The sequence below is a fragment of the Pseudoalteromonas sp. SR43-3 genome, from assembly GCF_014163875.1.
Lineage (GTDB): Bacteria > Pseudomonadota > Gammaproteobacteria > Enterobacterales > Alteromonadaceae > Pseudoalteromonas > Pseudoalteromonas distincta.
In genome coordinates this window covers 67,062-88,182 of the sequence record NZ_JACJEC010000006.1, presented here as the reverse complement: position 1 = coordinate 88,182, position 21,121 = coordinate 67,062, and the positions used below count along the sequence as shown (strand labels likewise).

The window sequence follows — 21,121 nt, the reverse complement described above, 5'->3', positions numbered from 1 at the left end:
GACAAAAAAGCCTGCATAAATTTAATTTGTGCAGGCTTTTTTAATGCTTTTATAAAAGAATTACCATTTCTTTTTAGGAGCAAACAATATATCTAAGTCGTCTTGCTCTTCTTCTGTTTTCTTTTTAAGTGCGCTTGCATTAGAAGCTCTTAGTTCAACACTAATTGCTTCTAAGTAACCTTCAACTTCTTGGCGTTTTGTTGTTACATATTCATCGGTGTATGTAACTGCATTGAGCGTTGCCTGTGCTTTTTCAAAATACTGTCTTGCTGAGCCAACCATACTCGCTGAGCGGGCAGATAAGCCACGTTTTATTTGGCTTTCGATATTAATACGCAGTTGTAGTTTTTCAAGACGTTTATCTTCTAAAACAAAAACTTGGCTATCAATACGGCCTTTACTGTGTTCAGATCGTAAAATTGAGCGTAATTTTTTAATACCTTGAATTAGGCCAACAAGCTGTTTGTCATTATTGGGTAACGTTAGGGCTTCACTGCTGTTGTCTAGAACTGCATTGGTGAGGTGCGTTTTAGCCTCACCTAAGCGGCTTTTAAGTGCTTTAGATGTTGGCGAATTAGTAACCATCGTATTTAATGCTTCATAAATACGGCGTTGCAATACACGGATTATATTTTCAGAAAGAGGTATATTGGCACTATTCATTAGTGCTTCTTCTGTTTCTTCTATTATAGCTTTTTGTTTTGTTAGCTCTTTGCGGCGTTCCGCTTCTTGTTTTTCTTTGTGTTGTTGTACAGCACTTACCCAAAGTGCAATCACAATCAATGCAACTATAAGCACTATTATAATAGAAACGATCATGGTGTAATTCTCGGATATATAACCTAATTATTTAATCTTACATTAAATATACGTTAACAGGGTAGCTTTGCGCCGATTAACTTAAAAAATACACCAAAAAATTGATAGGTTGAGCTCTTTATAAACCGTAGTCACCCTAAGGGCTTATAAACTAAAGCTGAATAAACATCGCTACCTCAAGCATATTTATTATGCTAGCCTTGAGCTCTAATCAGATAATTGCACACCTAAAGACCTAAAGTGATATTTTACGTAAATAACACTTGGTTTTAAGCGGTATTGCCTTTATAAATAATATGAATAATAACGTTAAAATTTGCAGCCATGAAATTACAACAACTCAGATACATCGTAGAAGTACAAAATCATAAATTAAATGTTTCAGCGACTGCTGAGAGTTTATTTACCTCGCAGCCAGGAATTTCTAAACAAGTACGCATGTTAGAAGATGAGTTGGGTGTACAAATTTTTGGTCGCAGTGGTAAACATTTAACGCATGTAACCGGTGCTGGCGAAGATATAATTAATATTTCTCGTGAAATACTCTCCAAAGTAGAAGGTATTAAAGCCGTTGCTAATGAGCATACGCTACCTGATCAAGGTAAGTTGAATATTGCCACAACACATACCCAAGCTCGTTATGCTTTGCCTAACGTTATTCAAGGGTTTATGAAAAAATATCCTGCGGTATCGCTTCATATGCACCAAGGTACTCCACAGCAAATATCGGATGCTGCAGCACGCGGTGATGCCGACTTTGCTATTGCAACAGAAGCACTGCATTTGTATTCAGATTTAGTTATGCTGCCTTGCTACCATTGGAACCGTAGTATTGTTGTTGCTAAAGACCATCCGCTCGCTAAAAAGGCAAATAGTTTAACTGTTGCTGACATTGCCCAATATCCACTCATTACATATGTATTTGGTTTTACGGGCCGCTCAGAGTTAGATAAAGCATTTAGCGCACACGGACTTGAGCCACACATTGTATTTACTGCAACCGATGCTGATGTTATAAAAACTTACGTACGACTGGGTTTAGGAGTTGGTGTTGTCGCTTCAATGGCGATAGATCAAGTGAGCGATACCGATTTAGTGTGTATTGATGCAAGCCACTTATTTGAAGCAAGCACGACCAAAATTGGTTTTAGAAAGGGCAGCTTTTTACGTACTTACATGTATGATTTTATTGAACGTTTTGCACCGCACTTAACTAAAGAGCGCGTAGAGCGAGCAAGCTTGTTACGTAACCAAGATGACGTAGATAAGTTATTTGCAGATATAGAGTTACCCGTTAAATAAGGTGATTGCATTGAACGAACAATAAAAAAGCTGCCTATTTTAAAATAGACAGCTTTTTCTCTCTATAGCGAGCTGATTAACATTCGATAATATTAACTGCTAATCCACCGCGAGCGGTTTCTTTGTATTTGGTTTTCATATCGTTGCCGGTTTCAAGCATGGTTTTAATCACTTTATCAAGTGATACCTTTTGCTCGCCACTGCCACGAATAGCTAAACGTGAGGCATTAATTGCTTTAATCGCGCCCATTGCATTACGTTCAATACACGGTACTTGTACTAAGCCACCAACAGGGTCGCACGTGAGGCCTAAATTATGTTCCATACCAATTTCTGCTGCGTTCTCTACTTGCACAACATTGCCACCAACAATTTCTGTTAATGCGCCTGCAGCCATAGAGCACGCAACGCCAACTTCACCTTGGCAACCTACTTCAGCACCCGATATAGAGGCATTCTTTTTATATAAAATACCAATAGCAGCAGCCGTTAATAAATAACGTGTGGCTATATCGCGGTCTACTTCTTTCACAAATGTGTGATAGTACATAAGCACAGCCGGTAAAATACCCGCAGCACCATTAGTTGGTGCGGTAACTACACGGCCACCTGCCGCATTTTCTTCGTTTACGGCAAGGGCAAATAAATCAACCCAGTCCATTGCACGAAGTGGGTCGTTACTGACCTCTATATTTAGTTTTAAGTATAAGCTAGGCGCTCGGCGCTTTACTTTTAAGCCTCCAGGTAGGATACCTTCGGTACGCATACCACGGTCAATACAGGCCATCATTACTTTCCAGATATGAAACAGCGTGTCTTTTATTTCATCTTCAGTGCGTAGTGTTTTTTCGTTCTTCATCATTAAGCTTGAAACACTAAGCCCTGACTCTTTACACATCTCTAGTAGCTCTTTTGCGCTACTGAAAGGGAAAGGAGCTGGGTTTTCTTCTCTAATATCAAGGGCTGCTTGTTTTTCGTTTTCAAACTCTTCATCAGTAACAATAAAGCCACCGCCAATAGAGTAATATACTTTGCTGTAAACTTTTTCGCCGTTGTTTGAGGCGATAATTTCCATTGCATTAGAGTGCTTAGGCAGCGTTTTGCGACGATGAAAAACAATAGCGCCTTGTTTTGGAAACTTAGCTTTGTGTGTTTTGTTTAGATAAATAACCTGATCTTTTTCGATGGTCGCTAAAATGTCGTCGACTAAATCGGCATCTATAGTTTCAGGGTCATAACCGGCTAAACCAAGAATTACGGCTTTACCCGATCCATGGCCAACACCTGTTTGTCCCAAAGAGCCATAAAGCTCTACTTTAATATCGGTAACATTTGCTAATAATTGTTGTTCTTGTAGGTCATTAACAAATAAGCGTGATGCGCGCATTGGGCCAACGGTGTGTGATGACGAAGGGCCAATACCAATGCTAAACATATCAAATGCACTGATCATAATGTGTGTCTCTACTTTGTTTTATCAGCACGAAGCTGCTCTTTGAACGGTCGAGCATGATAACGTGGAATTGTGATTGTGTAACTACTAATAACGAAGATTTAAACTGGTAAGGCGAGTTGTTTTGTAAAGTTTTTTATAATGCTTGCAGTCGCACCCCAAAGTAAACCATGTGGCGTTTTAAAACCTTGCAAAATAACCGTTTTCCCAAATCGTTGAAAAGGTAAGGGTTGCCAATTAGCTTCGTTATTTAACTCAGTGACCGAGAGTAAAAAGCTCGCTTGTACTTCATTATAGTCATTTTCCCAGGTGGTGCCTTTATTAAGTAAACCCACATAGGGGCTAATACTAAAACCCGTTAATGTTGAATACTCAGGTAAATGACCTAATACATTAACGTTGTTTTGGGCAATATTTAGCTCTTCTTTTAGTTCGCGAAGGGCTGTGGCGCGAAGGGTAATGTCGCTTACTTCAAACTTACCTCCGGGCAAACAAATCTCCCCAGGGTGATGGTGTAAATAAGTAGGGCGTTTACACAGTAAGATATGTGCATGATTATCTATATCAATAATTGGCAGCATAACAGCGCTAGCACGTTTTTTACGCGTGTCTTTTAACTGGTTTGGCGCAGCTGTAGGGCTTAACAGAAACCGCGCTATAATGTGTTCACTATTCAAAGCGACCTACTGTTTTAATAAAGGGAGGATTTTATTTACTTTATCGTAAGTTTCTTGATATTCCAATTCGACTTTAGAATCAGCTACTATTCCGCCGCCTGCCCAGCAGTAAATTTGCGCTTTGTGGCACACCAAGGTACGAATAGTGATACTCGTATCCATATTTCCACATGCACTTAAATAACCAATTGAACCACAATAAATGCTGCGGCGATGTGGTTCTAGTTCTTCAATTATTTCCATCGCTCTAATTTTGGGCGCACCGGTGATTGAGCCACCCGGAAAAGCCGCTTTTAACTGATCGACCGCTGTTTTGCCTTCATCAAGTTCTGAGGTTACCGTGCTTACTAAATGATGCACTGCCGGAAAGCTTTCAATAGCAAAAAGGGAAGGGACGTGGACGCTGCCAGGTTTTGCCACTTTGCCTAAGTCGTTACGCAGTAAATCAACAATCATTACGTTTTCAGCGCGATCTTTAGCTGATGCTGCGAGTATTTGGGCTTGGCGTTGATCCTCCAGCGCATCCGCTTTTCGCGGCAGAGTGCCTTTAATAGGTTTGGTTTCTACAACGTTATTATTTACAGATATAAAGCGCTCAGGGGAAATTGATAAAATTGCCCCTTGAGGGTGATTTATAAAGCTCGAAAATGGCGCTTTATTTGCCTCACGCAGTTTAATATAAGCCGCCCAAGGGGAGCCTTCAAACTGAGCGTTAAAGCGCTGCGCTAAATTAATTTGGTAACAATCGCCACTTTTTAGATACTCCTCAATTAGGGCAAACTTTGCAGCGTATTCCGTTTCGGTCATATTTGATTGCCAGTCGCTGTTTAGGGCAAAGGACTGCGTATTAACTTGGGAGTTAGCGTGTGTATTTAAGTATTGCTCATAAAGCGCTAATCGATCGGTGTTTGGCTGCGATACATAAAACCAGCTTTGTTGCTGCTTGTCGTAAATAAGGGCATCTAAGTAAAGGCCAATAGCCATTTGGGGAAGATTAATATCTTCAATAGCACGAGTGGGGATGTTTTCAATTGTACGCCCTAAGTCGTAGCCAAAGTAGCCAAGCCAGCCGCCGTTAAAGGGTAAATCGTAATCGGCTTTTGTTTTAGCAAGATGCGAAAGCTCATTATTCATAATTTCAAAGCAGTTATCACTACTTTCTATATTATTTAAAAAGCTTTTATTATTTTTTACTTCAAGGGTACTTTGCGGCTCAATAGCAACAATATCAAAACGGCTGTTTATATGATTACTATTTGCAGAATCTAATAGAATTGCATAAGGCAAATGTGAAAAATGCGCAAAAACGTCAATGCAGTTTTGTGTTATGCCTAATTTAATACAATTTTTTTTATTGTTTAGCATTTACTGCCCCTTTAAGAACTGGCTCGAAACGGGCTGGGAGGGTATCATAAGTCAAATTTTTTGGCAGCACTAAGCTGCAAAAAACAGTGCAAACCACCGTCACCGGTTTGATTTAGATTACGCGACAACGCGTAACGGTAACTTAAGGAACCACTATGAGTACAATTTGTCAGCAAGACTTTATTGATAGCATTGAAGATGCATTGCAATATATTTCGTTCTATCACCCACTTGATTTTGTTCAAGCACTCGAAAAAGCGTACAACAAAGAACAAAGTAAAGCGGCTAAAGACGCCATTGCACAAATTTTAATTAACTCACGCATGTCGGCTGAAGGCAAGCGTCCACTTTGCCAAGACACCGGTATTATTACCTGTTTTGTTAAAGTAGGTATGGATGTTAAGTGGGATAAAACAGATTTAACCGTTCAACAAATGGTTGATGAAGGTACTCGTCGTGCATATTTGAATCCAGATAACCCTTTACGTGCATCTATTGTTGCAGACCCTGCTGGTACGCGTAAAAATACTAAAGATAATACGCCTTCGGTTGTGCATATTGATTTAGTAGCGGGTGGAAAAGTAGAAGTAATGGTTGCGGCTAAAGGCGGTGGCTCTGAAAACAAAAGTAAAATGGTTATGTTAAACCCGTCAGATGATGTTGCTGCATGGGTAGAAAAAACACTACCAACAATGGGTGCTGGTTGGTGTCCGCCAGGCATGCTAGGTATAGGTATTGGTGGTACGGCTGAAAAAGCAGCAGTAATGGCTAAAGAGTCGTTAATGGATCCGGTTGATATCCATGAATTAATGGAACGCGGCGCAGAGACAACTGAAGAAAAACTGCGTTTAGAAATTTTTGACCGTGCTAATAAATTAGGTATTGGCGCACAAGGTTTAGGCGGTTTAACAACGGTTGTTGATGTTAAAATTAAAACAGCACCAACGCATGCAGCTTCAAAACCTGTAGTAATGATCCCAAATTGTGCGGCAACTCGCCATGTACATTTTACGCTTGACGGTTCTGGCCCTGCTAATTTAAAAGCACCTAAACTAGAAGATTGGCCACAAGTAACATTTGAAGTGGGCGAAGGCACACGTCGTGTTGATTTAAATACACTGACTAAAAAAGATGTTCAAGAATGGAAAATGGGTGAAACCGTTTTACTTTCGGGTACTATTTTAACAGGTCGTGATGCAGCGCATAAACGTTTGCAAGATATGATCAACTCAGGTGAAGGTTTACCTGAGGGCGTAGACTTTGATAATAAATTTATTTATTACGTAGGCCCTGTGGATGCGGTACGCGATGAAGCAGTAGGTCCTGCTGGCCCTACAACAGCCACTCGCATGGATAAATTTACCGATATGATGCTAGAAAAAACAGGCATTGTAGGCATGATTGGTAAAGCTGAACGTGGCCCTGCGACTGTTGAGTCTATTAAAGAGCATAAATCTGTTTATTTGATGGCTGTAGGCGGCGCAGCTTACTTAGTATCTAAAGCGATTAAAAAAGCGCGTGTTGTAGCTTTTGAAGATTTAGGTATGGAAGCTATTTACGAATTTGAAGTAGAAGATATGCCAGTGACTGTTGCAGTAGACAGTGAAGGCGCCAATGCGCATACACAAGGCCCTGCTATCTGGAAAGCTAAAATTGAAGAGCTTGATAGCAAGCTAAAATAACGTACGTTTTGTGTTTTTAAAAAGCGAGCCTAGTGCTCGCTTTTTTGTTTTTTTAAATAGGGTTATTAGTAAGTTTACAGCTCTGACCAGTTTGCGAAAAAGCTCACTTTTTACTGAAAACCTATAGGCAGCAGTACGTGTCGGGCAAGTAGCACTTGTATATTAAACTTTACATGCAATCGCTGTGTTACGTGTACGTAAACGTAAGTTAGTGAGATTCTTATATTCATAGTAATTAAAACTTACAAATGATGGTTTTGTGAATTTTTTATCTGTATAAAAGTTTTAATTAGGTTATTTAATTTAAGTTTAATGTTTTCATTGGTTTTATCATCTGTGAGTATGGCGAACACGTATATGAAGTGATAAAGTCTCGGCAATTTCCAGCGCGCATACCCTCTCACGGGTTAACTATTTCGGAGTATTTTAAGTGGCTGTGTTTAATCGAGTTGAATTTGATAACCATGAACAAGTGGTTTTTTGTTCTGATGAAGAGTCGGGTTTAAAAGCAATTATTGCTGTACATAATACCAACCTAGGTCCTGCAGTTGGCGGATGTAGAATGTGGGATTATGCGAACGACGAAGATGCTGTTTATGACGTGCTACGTTTATCAAAGGGCATGACTTATAAAAATGCAGTTGCGCGCTTACCCTTTGGTGGTGGTAAATCTGTAATTATAGGTAACGCGAAAGAAATTAAATCTGAGCAATTATTCCGTGCATTTGGCCGCCAGTTAGAGCGATTAAATGGCAGCTATTACTCAGCAGAAGATGTAAACATCACATGTGCTGATGTAGCTATCATGAATAAAGAAACTAATTACGTACTGGGTCTTGAAGGTAAAAGCGGTAACCCATCGCCATTTACAGCATACGGTACGTTTTTAGGAATTAAAGCAGCGCTACAGCATCAACGCGGTCATCAAAATTTTGCAGGTGTGAAAGTGGCTGTTCAAGGTTTAGGTGCTGTTGCTTATGGTTTATGTAAACATTTACATGATGCGGGCGCTGAGTTGTTTGTAACTGATATTAACCAAGCTGCCATTGACCGTGTAGTAAGTGATTTTGGTGCAACTGCGGTTGGCATTGATAACATTTACGACTTAGATGTTGATGTTTATGCACCTTGTGCATTAGGTGCAACCGTTAACGATTTAACGATACCGCGTTTAAAAGCGACTATTATTGCAGGCTGTGCTAATAATCAGCTGGCAGAATCTCGCCACGGTGAAGTTATTCGTGAAAAAGGCATTTTATATGCACCAGATTACGTAATTAACGCCGGTGGTATTATTAATGTTTATTACGAAACAGCGCCAGATGGTTACAGTGCAGCAGCGTCTAATAAACATGTTGAAGGTATTTTTAATACGTTAACTGAAATCTTTGCCCGTAGCGAAAAAGAGCAAAAATCAACGCATTTAATTGCTGACGAATTAGCGCAAGAGATCATTAAAAACGGTCTGTGATCTAAGTTCTAATTTATATAAGGGTGTGCAATTGCACACCTTTTGTTTATCTGTAAGTTAATGCAATTGTTACTGAACAGCGGTACACTTTATTTTTAATTTTGTGCGGCAAATTATGACTCCCTCAACTTCTCTCATGCAGCCTATCGATTTAGATAATTGGCCTAGAAAGCAACACTTTGAATTATTTAAACACTTTTCTCAGCCTTATTTTAATGTGTGTGTGCGTTTAGATGCTCAAGCACTTTACGACTATTGCAAAACCAATCAATTTTCTTTTTTTCAAGCATATGTATATTGCACCTTAAAAGCGTGCCATGAGTACGATTCAATAATGCTACGTATAATAGATAGTAAGCCATGGCTACTTAATAGTGTTCGCGCAAGTGTGGTTGAGTTGTCTGAAAACGATACGTTTGTTTTTAGTTATTTTAACAGCGCAAGCGATTTTAAAGAGTTTGCAAATCATGCAAGTGACGTAAGCAAAAAAGCGAAATTACAGCCGTTATTTTCTGATGCATTTGCTCAAACAGAAGGGCAGGCCGACCTAATTCATATATCTGTTTTGCCGTGGCTGAATTTTAGTGCGTTTTCGCATGCATTTAGTGAAGGGGAGAGTTTAGGCATTCCTAAATTTGTATTTGGTCAGTTTGATAAACACACAGGTACAATACCTTTAGCTATCGATGTACACCACTCATTAATGGATGGTTTGCACGTAGCGAAATTTATAAACACATTGCAGGGTACATTTGACTCTTTTTGCAAAAATTAACTTTAAACACGTCATTTAACGGCAGTGCAAAGCAGTAAACAATTTATAAGTAATCTATAAGTAATCTATAAGCAATGCGATGTGAATTACTTTTTATTCAAATACATAACCTTATATGCTTGAAAAGCACGTGTGCTGGACATATTTATATACCATACCTTAGCTCAGGAAATCCCCATGATAAATGGACTGTTAATTGTTGTTTTAATTCTTTTTGTGGTGATTTTCTGGCGTTGGCCATCAATTCAAAACCGATTATGGCGCAGTAAATATAAAGACTTTGCTTTAAATTCGCAGCAAAAAGATATTTTACTGCGTTGCATGCCCATCTATAAAAAAATGACCGATGCCGACAGAGAGAAGTTAGAGCGACATATTACGTGGTTTTTAAACGAAAAACGCTTTGTCGGTTGTGATGGCTTAAAGCTAACGTCTGCAATGAAGTTAATTGTTGCCGCCGATGCGTGTGTATTAGTGCTTAATAAGCCGTGGCCGTTATATAGAAATGTAAAAGAAATTTTATTATACCCCAGTGCTTATTACGCCCCACAATCAACTCGCGATAGTGCAGGACTTGTGAGTTACCACAATACGGTAAGACTAGGCGAGTCATGGCCTGGCGGCACGCTTGTACTCAGTTGGCATGATGTGCTTGAGGGTAACCGCTTGCCAAGTGATGGACATAATTTAGTTTTTCATGAGTTTGCGCATCAACTCGATCAAGAAACAGGTAAAACAACGGGCACACCCATTTTAAAAAGCTCAGCAGATTACAAAGAGTGGGGCCGAGTATTTAGCCGTGCTTTCACCCAGTTAAAAAGTCACGTTGCTTATAGCATGCCGCATGTTATTCACAGCTATGGTGCGACTAACGAAGCTGAGTTTTTTGCTGTACTCACCGAAACCTTCCTCGAAAAACCCGCAGAGCTTCGCCGATACGATCCTGAAATTTATAGCATGCTAGTTAATTACTACCAATTTGACCCTATTGTTTGGCATTAAACCTACATAAACCGCGCTTTATCATATAACGCTGGCAAGTTAGGTTTGTTTTTGTTGCAATCATGTGAAATAGTTTTTACTGCAACAATAACAAGCGAGAAACGCATGAAAAAAATGCTTCATACAGTATTAGCATTGTCGGTGTCATTAGCGATAGGGCAGGTAAATGCCGCCGAAAAAGACGAACAAAAATGGCAAGTAGATTCACCTAAGGGGCAATTTGTTGACGCTGCAATTAGCGTTGAGCAAGGCACATGGATGAATATAGATATTAGCCCTGATGGTAAAACCGTGGTGTTTGACTTACTTGGCGATATTTACACTATGCCAATGAGTGGTGGTACAGCTACAAAGCTCACCTCTGATATTGCATGGCAAATGCAACCTCGTTTTAGTCCTAACGGTAAAAGTATTGCGTTTACCTCCGATCAAGGTGGTGGCGATAATATTTGGGTTATGGACTTAAATGGCGAAAATCAACACGCTGTTACCGATGAAACCTTTAGATTACTAAATAGCCCTGCATGGAGTCCTGATGGTGACTATTTAGTTGCACGTAAACACTTTACAGCTAGCCGTTCATTAGGTGCCGGTGAAGTGTGGTTGTATCACAAAGCGGGTGGCAAGGGCGTACAGCTTACAAAACGCGAGAACGATCAAAAAGATTTAGGTGAGCCAATGTTTTCACCGGATGGTCGTTATGTATACTTTTCGCATGATGCTACACCCGGTAAAACCTTTCATTATTCAAAAGATTCTGTAGCGGGCATTTATAAAATTAAGCGCTACGACCGTGAAACGGGTGAAATTGAAACCATAATCGATACGATGGGCGGTGCTATTAGGCCTACACCGTCACCTGATGGAAAAAAACTGGCGTATATAAAGCGTGATGATTTTCAAACTAGTCTTTATTTATATGACTTAACCAGCGGTGAGCACACTAAGCTTTACGATAAGCTTGAGCGAGATATGCAAGAAACCTGGGCTATTCATGGTGTATACCCAACCATTGCATGGACACCCGATAATGAAGAACTGGTATTTTGGGCTGGTGGTACAATTCACAAGCTCGATGTTGCAGACAAATCTGTAAAAACCATTCCTTTTAAAGTGCAAACAAGTAAAAAAATTCAAAAAGCGGTGCGCTTTACACAAAACTTAGATACTGATGAGTTTGATGTAAAAATGCTGCGTAATGTGCAAGTAAGCCCAGATGGCGAAACGGCAATATTTGAAGCGCTTGGGCATATTTATAAACGTGATTTAGAGTCGGGTAAAATTAAGCGTTTAACAAAGCAAACAGATCATTACGAATTATTTCCACAGTACTCTCGCGATGGTAAAAAAATAGTTTTCACCACATGGGATGATAACAAACAAGGGTCTGTGAGGGTTGTGTCTGCGCGCAGTGGCCGTGGCGATACCATTACAACGCAGCCAGGCAAGTATGTAGAGCCAACTTTTAGCCCAGATGGTAAAACGGTTGTTTATCGAAAAGCTACTGGCGGCAGTATTTTAAACCCTAAATGGTCACTTAATCCGGGGGTTTATAGCGTAAGCGCAAAAGGCGGTAAAAGTGAGCTTATTTCAAAAAGTGGTTATCAACCACAATTTGGAGATGCAAACGATCGCGTTTTTATAATGAGTTCTTGGCCAAAACCAACGCTTAGCGTAGTAGAGCTTGAAAGTAAAAAAGTTCGTAAACTGTACGAGTCAGAACATGCGACAGAATTTAGAGTATCACCAGATGGGCAATACCTCGCTTTTGCTGAGCGATTTAAAGTATTTGTAACGCCGTTTGTTCAAAGTGGTAAAACAATTAATATTGGGCCTAAAGACAGTCAATTCCCAATAGAGCAGTTATCGGTACGTGCTGGTGAAAACATTAGCTGGAGTGCTAAGAGCAACAAACTTTATTGGACATTAGGGCCTGAGCTTTATCATGCAAGCCTTGAGGGGATGTTTGCTATTAACAAAGCCGAAGATGCCGACTTTAAAGTGAAAAGTGGCGATAATATCGGTTTCAGTAAAAAAATGGCAGAGCCTAAAGGCATGATTGCGCTCACTGGTGCAAAAATTATAACGATGGACGGCGAAAAGGTTATTGAAAATGGTGTAATTATCACTGATGGCAAGCATATTAAAGCAATTGGTACAGCCAGCGAGATAAGCATCCCTAAAGGTGCTGAGGTTATTGATGTAACAGGCAAAACAATTATGCCTGGTATTGTTGATGCTCATGCACATGGCTCGCAAGCAAGCGGTGAAATTATACCTGAGCAAAACTGGAAAAACTTTGCAGGTTTAGCGCTGGGTGTAACTACAATTCACGATCCATCAAACGATACCTCTGAAATATTTACCGCAAGCGAAATGCAAAAGGCAGGCATGATTGTTGGCCCGCGTATTTTCTCAACCGGTACTATTTTATATGGCGCAAATATGCCAGGTTATACGTCGCATATTGACTCGTTAGACGATGCTAAATTTCATTTAGAGCGCCTTAAAAAAGTAGGGGCGTTTAGTGTTAAGTCGTATAACCAACCACGTCGTGAGCAGCGCCAACAAGTTATTGAAGCAGGCCGGATGCTTGAAATGATGGTAGTACCTGAAGGCGGCTCATTATTACAACATAACTTAAGTATGATTGTAGATGGACACACAGGTATTGAGCATTCAATCCCTGTAGAGAACATATACGACGATATAAAGCAGTTATGGTCGCAAAGTAATGTTGGTTACACACCAACACTTGTAGTGGCTTATGGTGGCATTTGGGGTGAGAACTACTGGTACGATAAAACTGATGTGTGGAATCACCCGCGTTTAAGTAAATTTGTGCCAAAAAATCAATTATTACCACGCTCTATGCGCCGCATTAAAGCGCCCGATCATCACTATAATCACTTTAATAACGCACGCGTTGCTGCTGAGCTGCAAGACCTAGGTGTATTAGTTAACTTAGGTGCGCACGGTCAGCGTGAAGGCTTAGGTGCACACTGGGAGATGTGGATGTTTGCACAAGGCGGAATGACACCGCTTGAGGCAATACGTGCATCGACACTCGATCCGGCTAAGTATTTAGGGCTTGATAAAAACGTAGGCTCGCTTGAAGTGGGCAAACTGGCTGATTTAATGGTTATAGATGGCGATCCGCTTAAAAATATTCGAGATTCGGATAAAGTAGATTACACCATGATCAATGGTCGACTATTCAATGCAGAGACAATGAATGAAGTGGGTAAAAAAGAACGCGAACCACTTTATTTTGAAGAACTGTAATTTATTTTAAACTTTGTTAAAGCGGCTACATAGCCGCTTTTTTTAGCCTTACACAACTTATAAAGCTTTATATTTTTGGCAAATAATGGATATAAAAAAACCGCTTAACGCGGTTTCTTTTAAAAATCATAAATGTTGATTAAACAACACCGCGCGGTAAGCGACAGTCATGATCTTTACGAGCTAAAATTACAATCCAAAGTTCTTCCGCTGTGTAACCTTCTTCATTTTCGGTAACAACAGTGAATGGCGCTTTTTTCTGTGCTTTAACAGGAGCAGCTGCTTTTGGTTTTTTCGTTTTAGTTGTTTTACCAGAGTTTAATTTTTTAGTAAGCTCTGCTACGTCAGCTAGGCGTAAATTTTTACCGCCATCAATGCTGTACCAACCAGGTTTGGTCGTGATTTCAGGTTTTTTACCATTGGCAGTTTCGTACGCTGCTTCAAAGGCAGATAACACTTCTGTTTTGTCTAGTTTGCTCATCAGAGACCCTATACGTTGTGAACACAGATAAAGAAGAGGTATTTATACCTATTTTAAAACAGTTTTTCAATTTTTTGCGATTTTCCTTCCATTTTAGGCCTATAAACGCCAAAATTTGCACAAAATTCAGTGCTAAGTAAGGTAAGTTGTATGCAACGTAGAGAATTTAACCAACTCCTAAATGACATTTTGAAACCTCATTTAATAAAAGATTTTTGCCCAAATGGCTTACAGGTCGAAGGTAAAAACGAAATTAAAAAAATTGTGACGGGTGTAACCGCAAGTCAAGCTTTAATAGAAGCTGCCATTGAGCAACAAGCAGATGCTATTTTGGTTCATCATGGTTTTTTTTGGAAAGGGGAATCTCAACCAATAACGGGTATGAAAAAGCGTCGTATAGGCGCACTACTAGCAAACGATATTAATTTATTCGGCTATCACTTACCACTCGATATTCATCCAACAGTTGGCAATAACGCACAACTTGCAAAGTTATTAGATATTGAAATTGAAACAGGGCTAGAGCCAACTTCAAATAGCGTAGCAATGAAAGGACGTTTAAAAACACCATTAAGTGGTGAAGATTTTGCAGATAAAATTGCAAAAGTGCTTAATCGAACCCCGCTCACAAGCTTAGTACGTTCAGCTAAAATAGAAACCATTGCACTGTGTACTGGTGGTGGGCAAGGATATATTGACTTAGCAGCAGAGCAAGGCATTGATGCTTATTTAACGGGTGAAGCATCGGAGCAGACAATTCATAGTTCTCGTGAACAAAACATTGATTTTTTTGCAGCCGGGCATCATGCAACAGAGCGCTATGGTGTAAAAGCACTAGGTGAGTTACTTGCTCAAGAGCATGGTTTTGATGTGACATTTATAGACATAGATAACCCAGTTTAATTAGGCTATATAAGTTACAGCGCCTCTGGATCTATCCAGCGGCGCAAACTTATCCATATATTTCCTACTACTTCGTGACTGTATTGCGTAACCACAAGTAAGGCATGAGCATTGGGAATAAACTGCTTGCTCCATGGAAGTGCAGCAAAATTATGATAATCAGTGGCTGCGGTTATGACTTCAATACCTTGAGCATTAAATAAGTCTTTGGCACGGGGCATGTGCAGTACAGATGTTACTAGTGCAACTTTAAAGTCGACTAATTTTGATGCCAGTAATTTAGCTTCTTCACCTGTGTCCATTGCTTTTGGATTTTGGAAAATACGGCTCTTATTAACGCCTAAACGAATTGCCGTTTGATACATAAGCCCGCTATTAGTGGTATTTTTATAACCCCCGCCTGAAACTATAAGCTCTGCGTTAGGGTAGTGCTTTGCCAGTTTTACACCTTCTACCAAGCGCGTTAGCGCACAATTACCTAATTGATTATTAGCACTGAGTGCAGGATTTGGGTTTATATCGCAACCTAGTACAACTATTTTGTCTATTTTTGGATGCTTTAGAGTATTAAATGCAAGCGACGCAGGTTCATTATTTTGGATAATTAAATTGGCGATAAAGGGTGTGCTCAATGCAAGTAATACAATTAAACTTAAAGTAGACAAAAAGAGAGCTGATTTGCGGCCTTTAAATGCCAGTAGGAGCATCAGACACGCAAATAAACCAAATAGAGGCAGTGGCATAAGTAAACCACCAATCATTTTTTTAATAACAAACATAAGAGTTAAACGCTGTAGAGTTAATTACAGCGATATTACTTATTATATTGATGATTATCGACCGTTATTTAGCTTACATGTATTTAAAAAGTGACGATAAACAGGGTTATCTTTCATGTCTTTTTTCATCGCTAAATACATAGGACGAGTAAGGCCAAGAGCGCCCAGAGGAATTGATTTAATTAAGCCTTGGCTTTCATAAGGTGTAACTAGCCAATCAGGTAAAGCGGCAACGCCCATGCCGGCACTTACTAGTTGAAAAATAAGTAATCCTTGGTCAACCGTTTTTAATGTACCGTCAAAACGTGCATTTTGAATGAAATGCTTAAATATATCTTGGCGTTCTCGCGGGATAGGGTATGAAATAATAGTTTCGTTTTTTAAATCAAGCGCTGTTACATACGCTTTTTTAGCAAGTTCATGATCCGGTGCCACAATAAGCTTCAATTTAAAATCAAATAAGTGCGCGTATTCTAATGTGTCGGGTTCGCGTATGTCAGACGTTAAAACTAAATCGAGCTCATCGCTTAGTAAGTCAGGAATAGCGTCGTAACTAAAGCCACGTTCATAATCAATTTTTATATCAGGCCAAAAGTTATTAAATTCTTTAATAGTAGGTAATAACCAATGAAAACATGCATGGCATTCCACGCTCAAACGTAGTTGAGAAATAGGCTGGTTTAAGCTTTCTTTTAAACGACATTTAGTCGCTTCCATTTTTGGCAATATTTCGTGAGCTAATTCAAGTAATAGCATTCCCTGAGGGGTAAAGCGGACTGGTTGAGTTTTACGCTCAAATAATTGGCAATCCAATTTATTCTCTAAATCTTTGATTTGATGAGATAAAGCAGACTGTGTCAAAAATAACTCTCGTGCTGTATTAACCAAAGATCCTGTTTCTTTTAGGGTTGCTATGGTTTTTAAATGTTTAATACCAATCATCTTTAAAAATTCTCATGGGAAAAGTGAGTTCAGCTCAGATTAATTACATACTACGCCTATATAAAAAACGTTTCAACGTCTAGATGGCTAAAATTATGCGTTTTATTGCAGTTTATCGCTATGAATCGTGAAAATATTAGAGTTAGTAATGATAAAATCCATTTGAAAACTGGTTTGATGAGTTTTAGATGAGTTTGCTTCATGTTGTATTTTAAATATAACGATTGCTGTGCGTTTTAGCTCAGCGTGAGTTTTAACCATGCTGATAACGGTATGAGGTGAGGTTTGTTGAATGCTTACTTTAGATTGTGCTTTTAAAAATAGAGTCGTTTTGCCTTATAGCTTAAGTTTAGCTCAATGGGAGAGTATATGCGTAATACCTAAGCCAGCGACCTACTCGCTGGCTCTTTTTATAAGGGTTTATTAATTAGTAATATGGCTTCTTTGGCAGTAACAGGTTTTGATTTTAAAAAGCCTTGACCATAGTCGCACGCGGTGGATTGCAAAATAGTTAATTGCTCAACTGTTTCTATTCCTTCAGCTACAACTTCAAGTTTTAATGATTGCGCAAGTGATAAAATGGCTTCAACAAGTGGGTTAGTAGAATCCTGTAGATGGTCAATAAAGCTTTTATCTATTTTTAAAATATGAATAGGCAGTTGGTGCAAGTAGCCTAGTGCTGAATAACCTGTTCCAAAATCATCAAGACATAATTTTACTTTTAAAGGTGAAAGACCTTCAATTATTTGAGTGGCGAGTTCTAGATTTTCTATTAAGCCAGATTCGGTAATTTCTAAGCATAAAGAACCAAGAGGTAATTGGTACTTATTATAAATGGAATGTATTTGCGCTACAAAATCGAGGCTTGCAAAGTGTCGTGACGATACATTAACGGTGACTTTTAAAAAGCGATGGCCTTGTTGGTGCCAATTTGAAATATGCTGGGCCGCCAAATCAAGTAAATGTAAATCAAGATTTATAATTTGCCCTGTAGTTTCAGCTATCGGTATAAAGTCATTAGGGGGTACAAACCCTTTTGTAGGGTGATGCCAACGAACAAGTGCTTCAAAGCCGATAACTTCACTGGTAGTAATTGTGAAAATTGGTTGAAAATAAAGTTCAAACTCGTTGTGTTCAATACCGTGTTGTAAGTCGTTTTCTATATCGGCATGGGTTTTAAGTTTTTTACGCATCGTGTTATTAAAAAACTTTACCTGACCACGTCCGGTTGACTTAGCTTCATACATAGCGGCATCGGCTTGTTGCAGTAATATATAAGCTTTATCGTTTACGTTATCTGTATAGGCAATCCCAATACTCGTTGATGCTTGGAGTAAGTGGTTATCTATATTTAAAGGTTTTGATAATGCGTTTTTAATGCGGTTTAAAGCTTCATTAACTTGGTTTTTATGCGTGATGTTTTCCATAAAAATTGCAAATTCATCGCCGCCTAAACGTGCAAATGTATCCGTGCTTCGTACTGTACCTTTAATCAAGTCGCATATTTTTATAAGGAAGTGGTCCCCAACTTCATGCCCGAGCGAATCATTAATACTTTTAAAACGGTCAAAGTCTAGATACAGCAGGGCATGGCTAGTACTCTTTTTAGCACGCGTTAAACGTAAAATAGCATGTTTTATACGTTCAATAAGTAGTGAGCGGTTAGCAAGGCCTGTAAGCTCGTCATGTAATGCTTTGTGCTCAAGTTCTTGGCGGGCTAATTGCCTATCAATTGCCATACTTATTTGGCGACTTACATACGTTAGAAGAGCACTATCGTGTTCGTTGTAATGCAGTGTTTTATCGTAGCTTTGTACAACGATAACCCCGCTTATACGATCACTTGTTTGAAATGGAACACCTAACCAAGACTCAGATTGCCGACCTACCATTTTAAAATCACCGTTATTAATGTGACTTTGAAAGGCATCTTTGTTGAGTAATAGGGTTTGCTCTGTTTTTAGAAGGTAATATGAAGCGGTGTCTTTAAGTTGTTCTTTAGATATTTTTTGATGAGTTTTAGTGTTTATACCTTCTTCGACTATGTAAACGAGGTCAAGTATATCTACTTTTTTGTCGTATAGAGCGATAAAAAAGTTATCGGCTCGAAGTAAGTTATTTATGATTGAATGCAAGGCTTTAAAAAATGTATCTAGGTCACTCGCTTTGTAAGTTAGATTAGCTATTTGTAATAAGCTGTTTTCTAATTTTTGTGCATTGTTGAGTTGCTCAACTGTTTTTTGTAAGTTGTTTACTGTATTAACCTGGTTAATCTTGGCACTGAGTAAGTGAGCAACTGTTGTAAGAATTTCAAGGTGTGCATTGGTAAAATAACCTTTGATTGGGTGCTCACAATCAATAACACCTAAAACTTGTTCTTTGTATATAAGGGGAACACATAGTTCTGATTGAGCAGGGCGTTCATCAGCGATATAACGGCTGTCTTTCGTTACATCGTTAATAATTACCGCTTTTCCGGTCGTTGCAACTGCGCCCGTTATACCTTCACTAAAACGTATTATTTTACGTTCCGCTTGATATTTGTCCCGCGCGTGTGCAATACCCATTGATGCAACTTGGTTTAATGTATTTGCATTATTGTCAGCTAGATATATGACACAATCAACAAACCCTAAGCGATTTACAACGTGCGTTGTAACATACTCAAACAATTCTTCTAATGTATCGAGTTGCAATAGGCTAGATGAAAATTGATTAATGATACTTAGTTGATCAGTTTTTATCTCAAGCGCTCTAGTCGCATCAGTTTTATAAGACATAGGCAATTTATATTATTCTTTTTATTTTTAAATTCGCAGTTAAGTTAACCTAATCTAGGGTTTTTGTACAAATTAAAGCGATGAGTGGTTTCAATACTCTGTAAAGTTTTAATATAGCGAGTTTTAATTAATCATAAATCATTACAATAAGCTAATAACATTGAATTTGCTCATTGTGCTTTAAATAGTACCTCAGTAATTTTATCCATATAAAAACTTTATTTTTAATAAAATCTTTACTCGAAAACATCATATGCCTATGATCGGATAAATTCAGCCGTGGAACAAAGTAATGACAAGTAATAATACAAACTCTGTAACAACCCTTACTATCACTCGCCCTGATGACTGGCATGTACATTTACGTGATGGTGACCAGTTAAAAGACACTGTACGCGATATTAGCAGATACATGGGCCGCGCTATTGTTATGCCAAACCTTGTTCCGCCAGCAACGTGCACAGATACGGCATTGTCGTACAGAGAACGCATTATGTCTGCAAATCCACAAGGCAACTTTGAGCCATTAATGGTTTTGTATCTCACGGATAAAACTACACCAGATGAAATAATAAAAGCTAAAGCGACAGGTAAAATAGTAGCAGCTAAGCTTTACCCTGCTGGCGCTACCACTAATTCTGACTCGGGCGTTACATCAGTAAAAAATATTTATCCAGTTTTAAAAGCAATGCAAGAAGTAGGCATGTTGCTGTTAGTGCATGGGGAAGTGACAGATTCGTCGATTGATATTTTTGACCGTGAAAAAGTATTTCTGGATACAATTTTAGGAGATGTAGTAAATGACTTTCCTGAGCTTAAAATTGTACTCGAGCATATTACGACTAAAGATGCAGTAGAGTTTGTTGTTAATGCACCTAGCAATGTAGCGGCAACAATTACAGCGCATCACTTGCTTTATAACCGCAATCATATGTTAGCGGGTGGAATTCGCCCACATTATTACTGTTTGCCAATTCTCAAGCGTAACATTCACCAGCAAGCATTAATGGCTGCAGCAATAAGTGGAAATAAAAAATTCTTCTTAGGAACTGACTCTGCACCACATTATAAAGATAAAAAAGAAGCAGCTTGTGGGTGTGCTGGTGCATACACGGCTCATGCCGCTATTGAATTATATGCTGAAGCATTTGAGGATGCAGGAGCTTTGGACATGCTTGAAGGGTTTGCAAGCCACTTTGGCCCTGATTTTTACGAATTGCCGCGTAATACAGATACAATTACATTACAAAGAAAGCCGTGGAAAGTACCTGCAAGTTATACATTGGGCGACTCTGAAGTTGTGCCTATAAAGGCTGAAAATACAATGGATTGGTCTGTCGAATAACCAATAATATATTTAAATCTAAAGCCGCTTAATTTTTAATGCGGCTTTTTTGCTTGTGCT

At 39.0% G+C, this 21,121-nt stretch carries 16 protein-coding genes; 8 read left to right on the top strand and 8 right to left on the bottom strand.

Going from position 1 to position 21,121, the window contains the following annotated elements:
- Positions 1-60 precede the first annotated feature (60 nt).
- Positions 61-819: a hypothetical protein gene (locus H5088_RS09720; RefSeq protein ID WP_182752767.1), complete on the bottom strand. Its 759-nt coding sequence runs from the start codon at positions 817-819 to the stop codon at positions 61-63.
- A gap of 324 nt (positions 820-1,143) precedes the next feature.
- On the opposite strand from H5088_RS09720, the gene cysB reads away from it, so the two are divergent.
- Positions 1,144-2,121 carry an HTH-type transcriptional regulator CysB gene (gene cysB / locus H5088_RS09715; protein WP_002961670.1) on the top strand — a complete coding sequence of 326 codons (978 nt, stop codon included), beginning with the start codon at positions 1,144-1,146 and terminating at the stop codon, positions 2,119-2,121.
- Positions 2,122-2,197: 76 nt separating this feature from the next.
- On the opposite strand, the gene H5088_RS09710 is transcribed toward cysB, so the two are convergent.
- From H5088_RS09710 to pabB, 3 genes are all read right to left on the bottom strand, one after another.
- Positions 2,198-3,574 (bottom strand): L-serine ammonia-lyase, encoded by a 1,377-nt coding sequence (locus tag H5088_RS09710; protein WP_024603668.1) that lies wholly within the window; start codon positions 3,572-3,574, stop codon positions 2,198-2,200.
- Positions 3,575-3,675: 101 nt separating this feature from the next.
- Positions 3,676-4,251, bottom strand: coding sequence for a CoA pyrophosphatase (locus H5088_RS09705; protein ID WP_182752766.1), 576 nt, complete (start codon positions 4,249-4,251; stop codon positions 3,676-3,678).
- 6 nt (positions 4,252-4,257) lie between these two features.
- Complete coding sequence (pabB, locus tag H5088_RS09700) at positions 4,258-5,616, bottom strand: aminodeoxychorismate synthase component I (RefSeq protein ID WP_182752765.1); 1,359 nt, start codon at positions 5,614-5,616, stop codon at positions 4,258-4,260.
- A gap of 155 nt (positions 5,617-5,771) precedes the next feature.
- On the opposite strand from pabB, the gene H5088_RS09695 reads away from it, so the two are divergent.
- The 5 genes from H5088_RS09695 to H5088_RS09675 all read left to right on the top strand — a co-directional run bounded on the left by H5088_RS09695 (position 5,772) and on the right by H5088_RS09675 (position 13,831).
- Positions 5,772-7,298, top strand: a complete 1,527-nt coding sequence (locus H5088_RS09695; protein WP_007375888.1) for a fumarate hydratase — start codon at positions 5,772-5,774, stop codon at positions 7,296-7,298.
- Positions 7,299-7,728: 430 nt separating this feature from the next.
- On the top strand, positions 7,729-8,769 hold the full coding sequence (locus H5088_RS09690) for a Glu/Leu/Phe/Val dehydrogenase (protein WP_024595520.1): 1,041 nt from the start codon (positions 7,729-7,731) through the stop codon (positions 8,767-8,769).
- A gap of 136 nt (positions 8,770-8,905) precedes the next feature.
- Positions 8,906-9,544 carry a CatA-like O-acetyltransferase gene (locus tag H5088_RS09685; RefSeq protein WP_024595521.1) on the top strand — a complete coding sequence of 213 codons (639 nt, stop codon included), beginning with the start codon at positions 8,906-8,908 and terminating at the stop codon, positions 9,542-9,544.
- 177 nt (positions 9,545-9,721) lie between these two features.
- Entirely contained in the window at positions 9,722-10,546 is an 825-nt protein-coding gene (locus H5088_RS09680; protein WP_024595522.1) for a M90 family metallopeptidase, read from the top strand.
- Positions 10,547-10,651: 105 nt separating this feature from the next.
- Complete coding sequence (locus tag H5088_RS09675; RefSeq protein ID WP_182752764.1) at positions 10,652-13,831, top strand: amidohydrolase family protein; 3,180 nt, start codon at positions 10,652-10,654, stop codon at positions 13,829-13,831.
- A gap of 139 nt (positions 13,832-13,970) precedes the next feature.
- Here H5088_RS09675 and H5088_RS09670 read toward each other — a convergent pair whose 3' ends face one another.
- Complete coding sequence (locus H5088_RS09670) at positions 13,971-14,312, bottom strand: hypothetical protein (protein ID WP_002961684.1); 342 nt, start codon at positions 14,310-14,312, stop codon at positions 13,971-13,973.
- 150 nt (positions 14,313-14,462) lie between these two features.
- On the opposite strand from H5088_RS09670, the gene H5088_RS09665 reads away from it, so the two are divergent.
- The gene (locus H5088_RS09665) at positions 14,463-15,215 is read left to right on the top strand and encodes a Nif3-like dinuclear metal center hexameric protein (RefSeq protein WP_024595524.1); all 753 of its coding nucleotides are present in this window, start codon (positions 14,463-14,465) and stop codon (positions 15,213-15,215) included.
- Positions 15,216-15,229: 14 nt separating this feature from the next.
- On the opposite strand, the gene H5088_RS09660 is transcribed toward H5088_RS09665, so the two are convergent.
- From H5088_RS09660 to H5088_RS09650, 3 genes are all read right to left on the bottom strand, one after another.
- The gene (locus H5088_RS09660) at positions 15,230-15,994 is read right to left on the bottom strand and encodes a YdcF family protein (RefSeq protein ID WP_182752763.1); all 765 of its coding nucleotides are present in this window, start codon (positions 15,992-15,994) and stop codon (positions 15,230-15,232) included.
- 54 nt (positions 15,995-16,048) lie between these two features.
- On the bottom strand, positions 16,049-16,936 hold the full coding sequence (locus H5088_RS09655) for a LysR family transcriptional regulator (RefSeq protein WP_002961689.1): 888 nt from the start codon (positions 16,934-16,936) through the stop codon (positions 16,049-16,051).
- A 410-nt stretch (positions 16,937-17,346) separates the two neighbouring features.
- Positions 17,347-19,716, bottom strand: coding sequence for an EAL domain-containing protein (locus H5088_RS09650; RefSeq protein ID WP_182752762.1), 2,370 nt, complete (start codon positions 19,714-19,716; stop codon positions 17,347-17,349).
- 292 nt (positions 19,717-20,008) lie between these two features.
- Between H5088_RS09650 and pyrC the strand changes: the two genes are divergently transcribed.
- Complete coding sequence (gene pyrC / locus H5088_RS09645; protein ID WP_024595527.1) at positions 20,009-21,061, top strand: dihydroorotase; 1,053 nt, start codon at positions 20,009-20,011, stop codon at positions 21,059-21,061.
- The last annotated feature ends 60 nt before the right edge of the window (positions 21,062-21,121 follow it).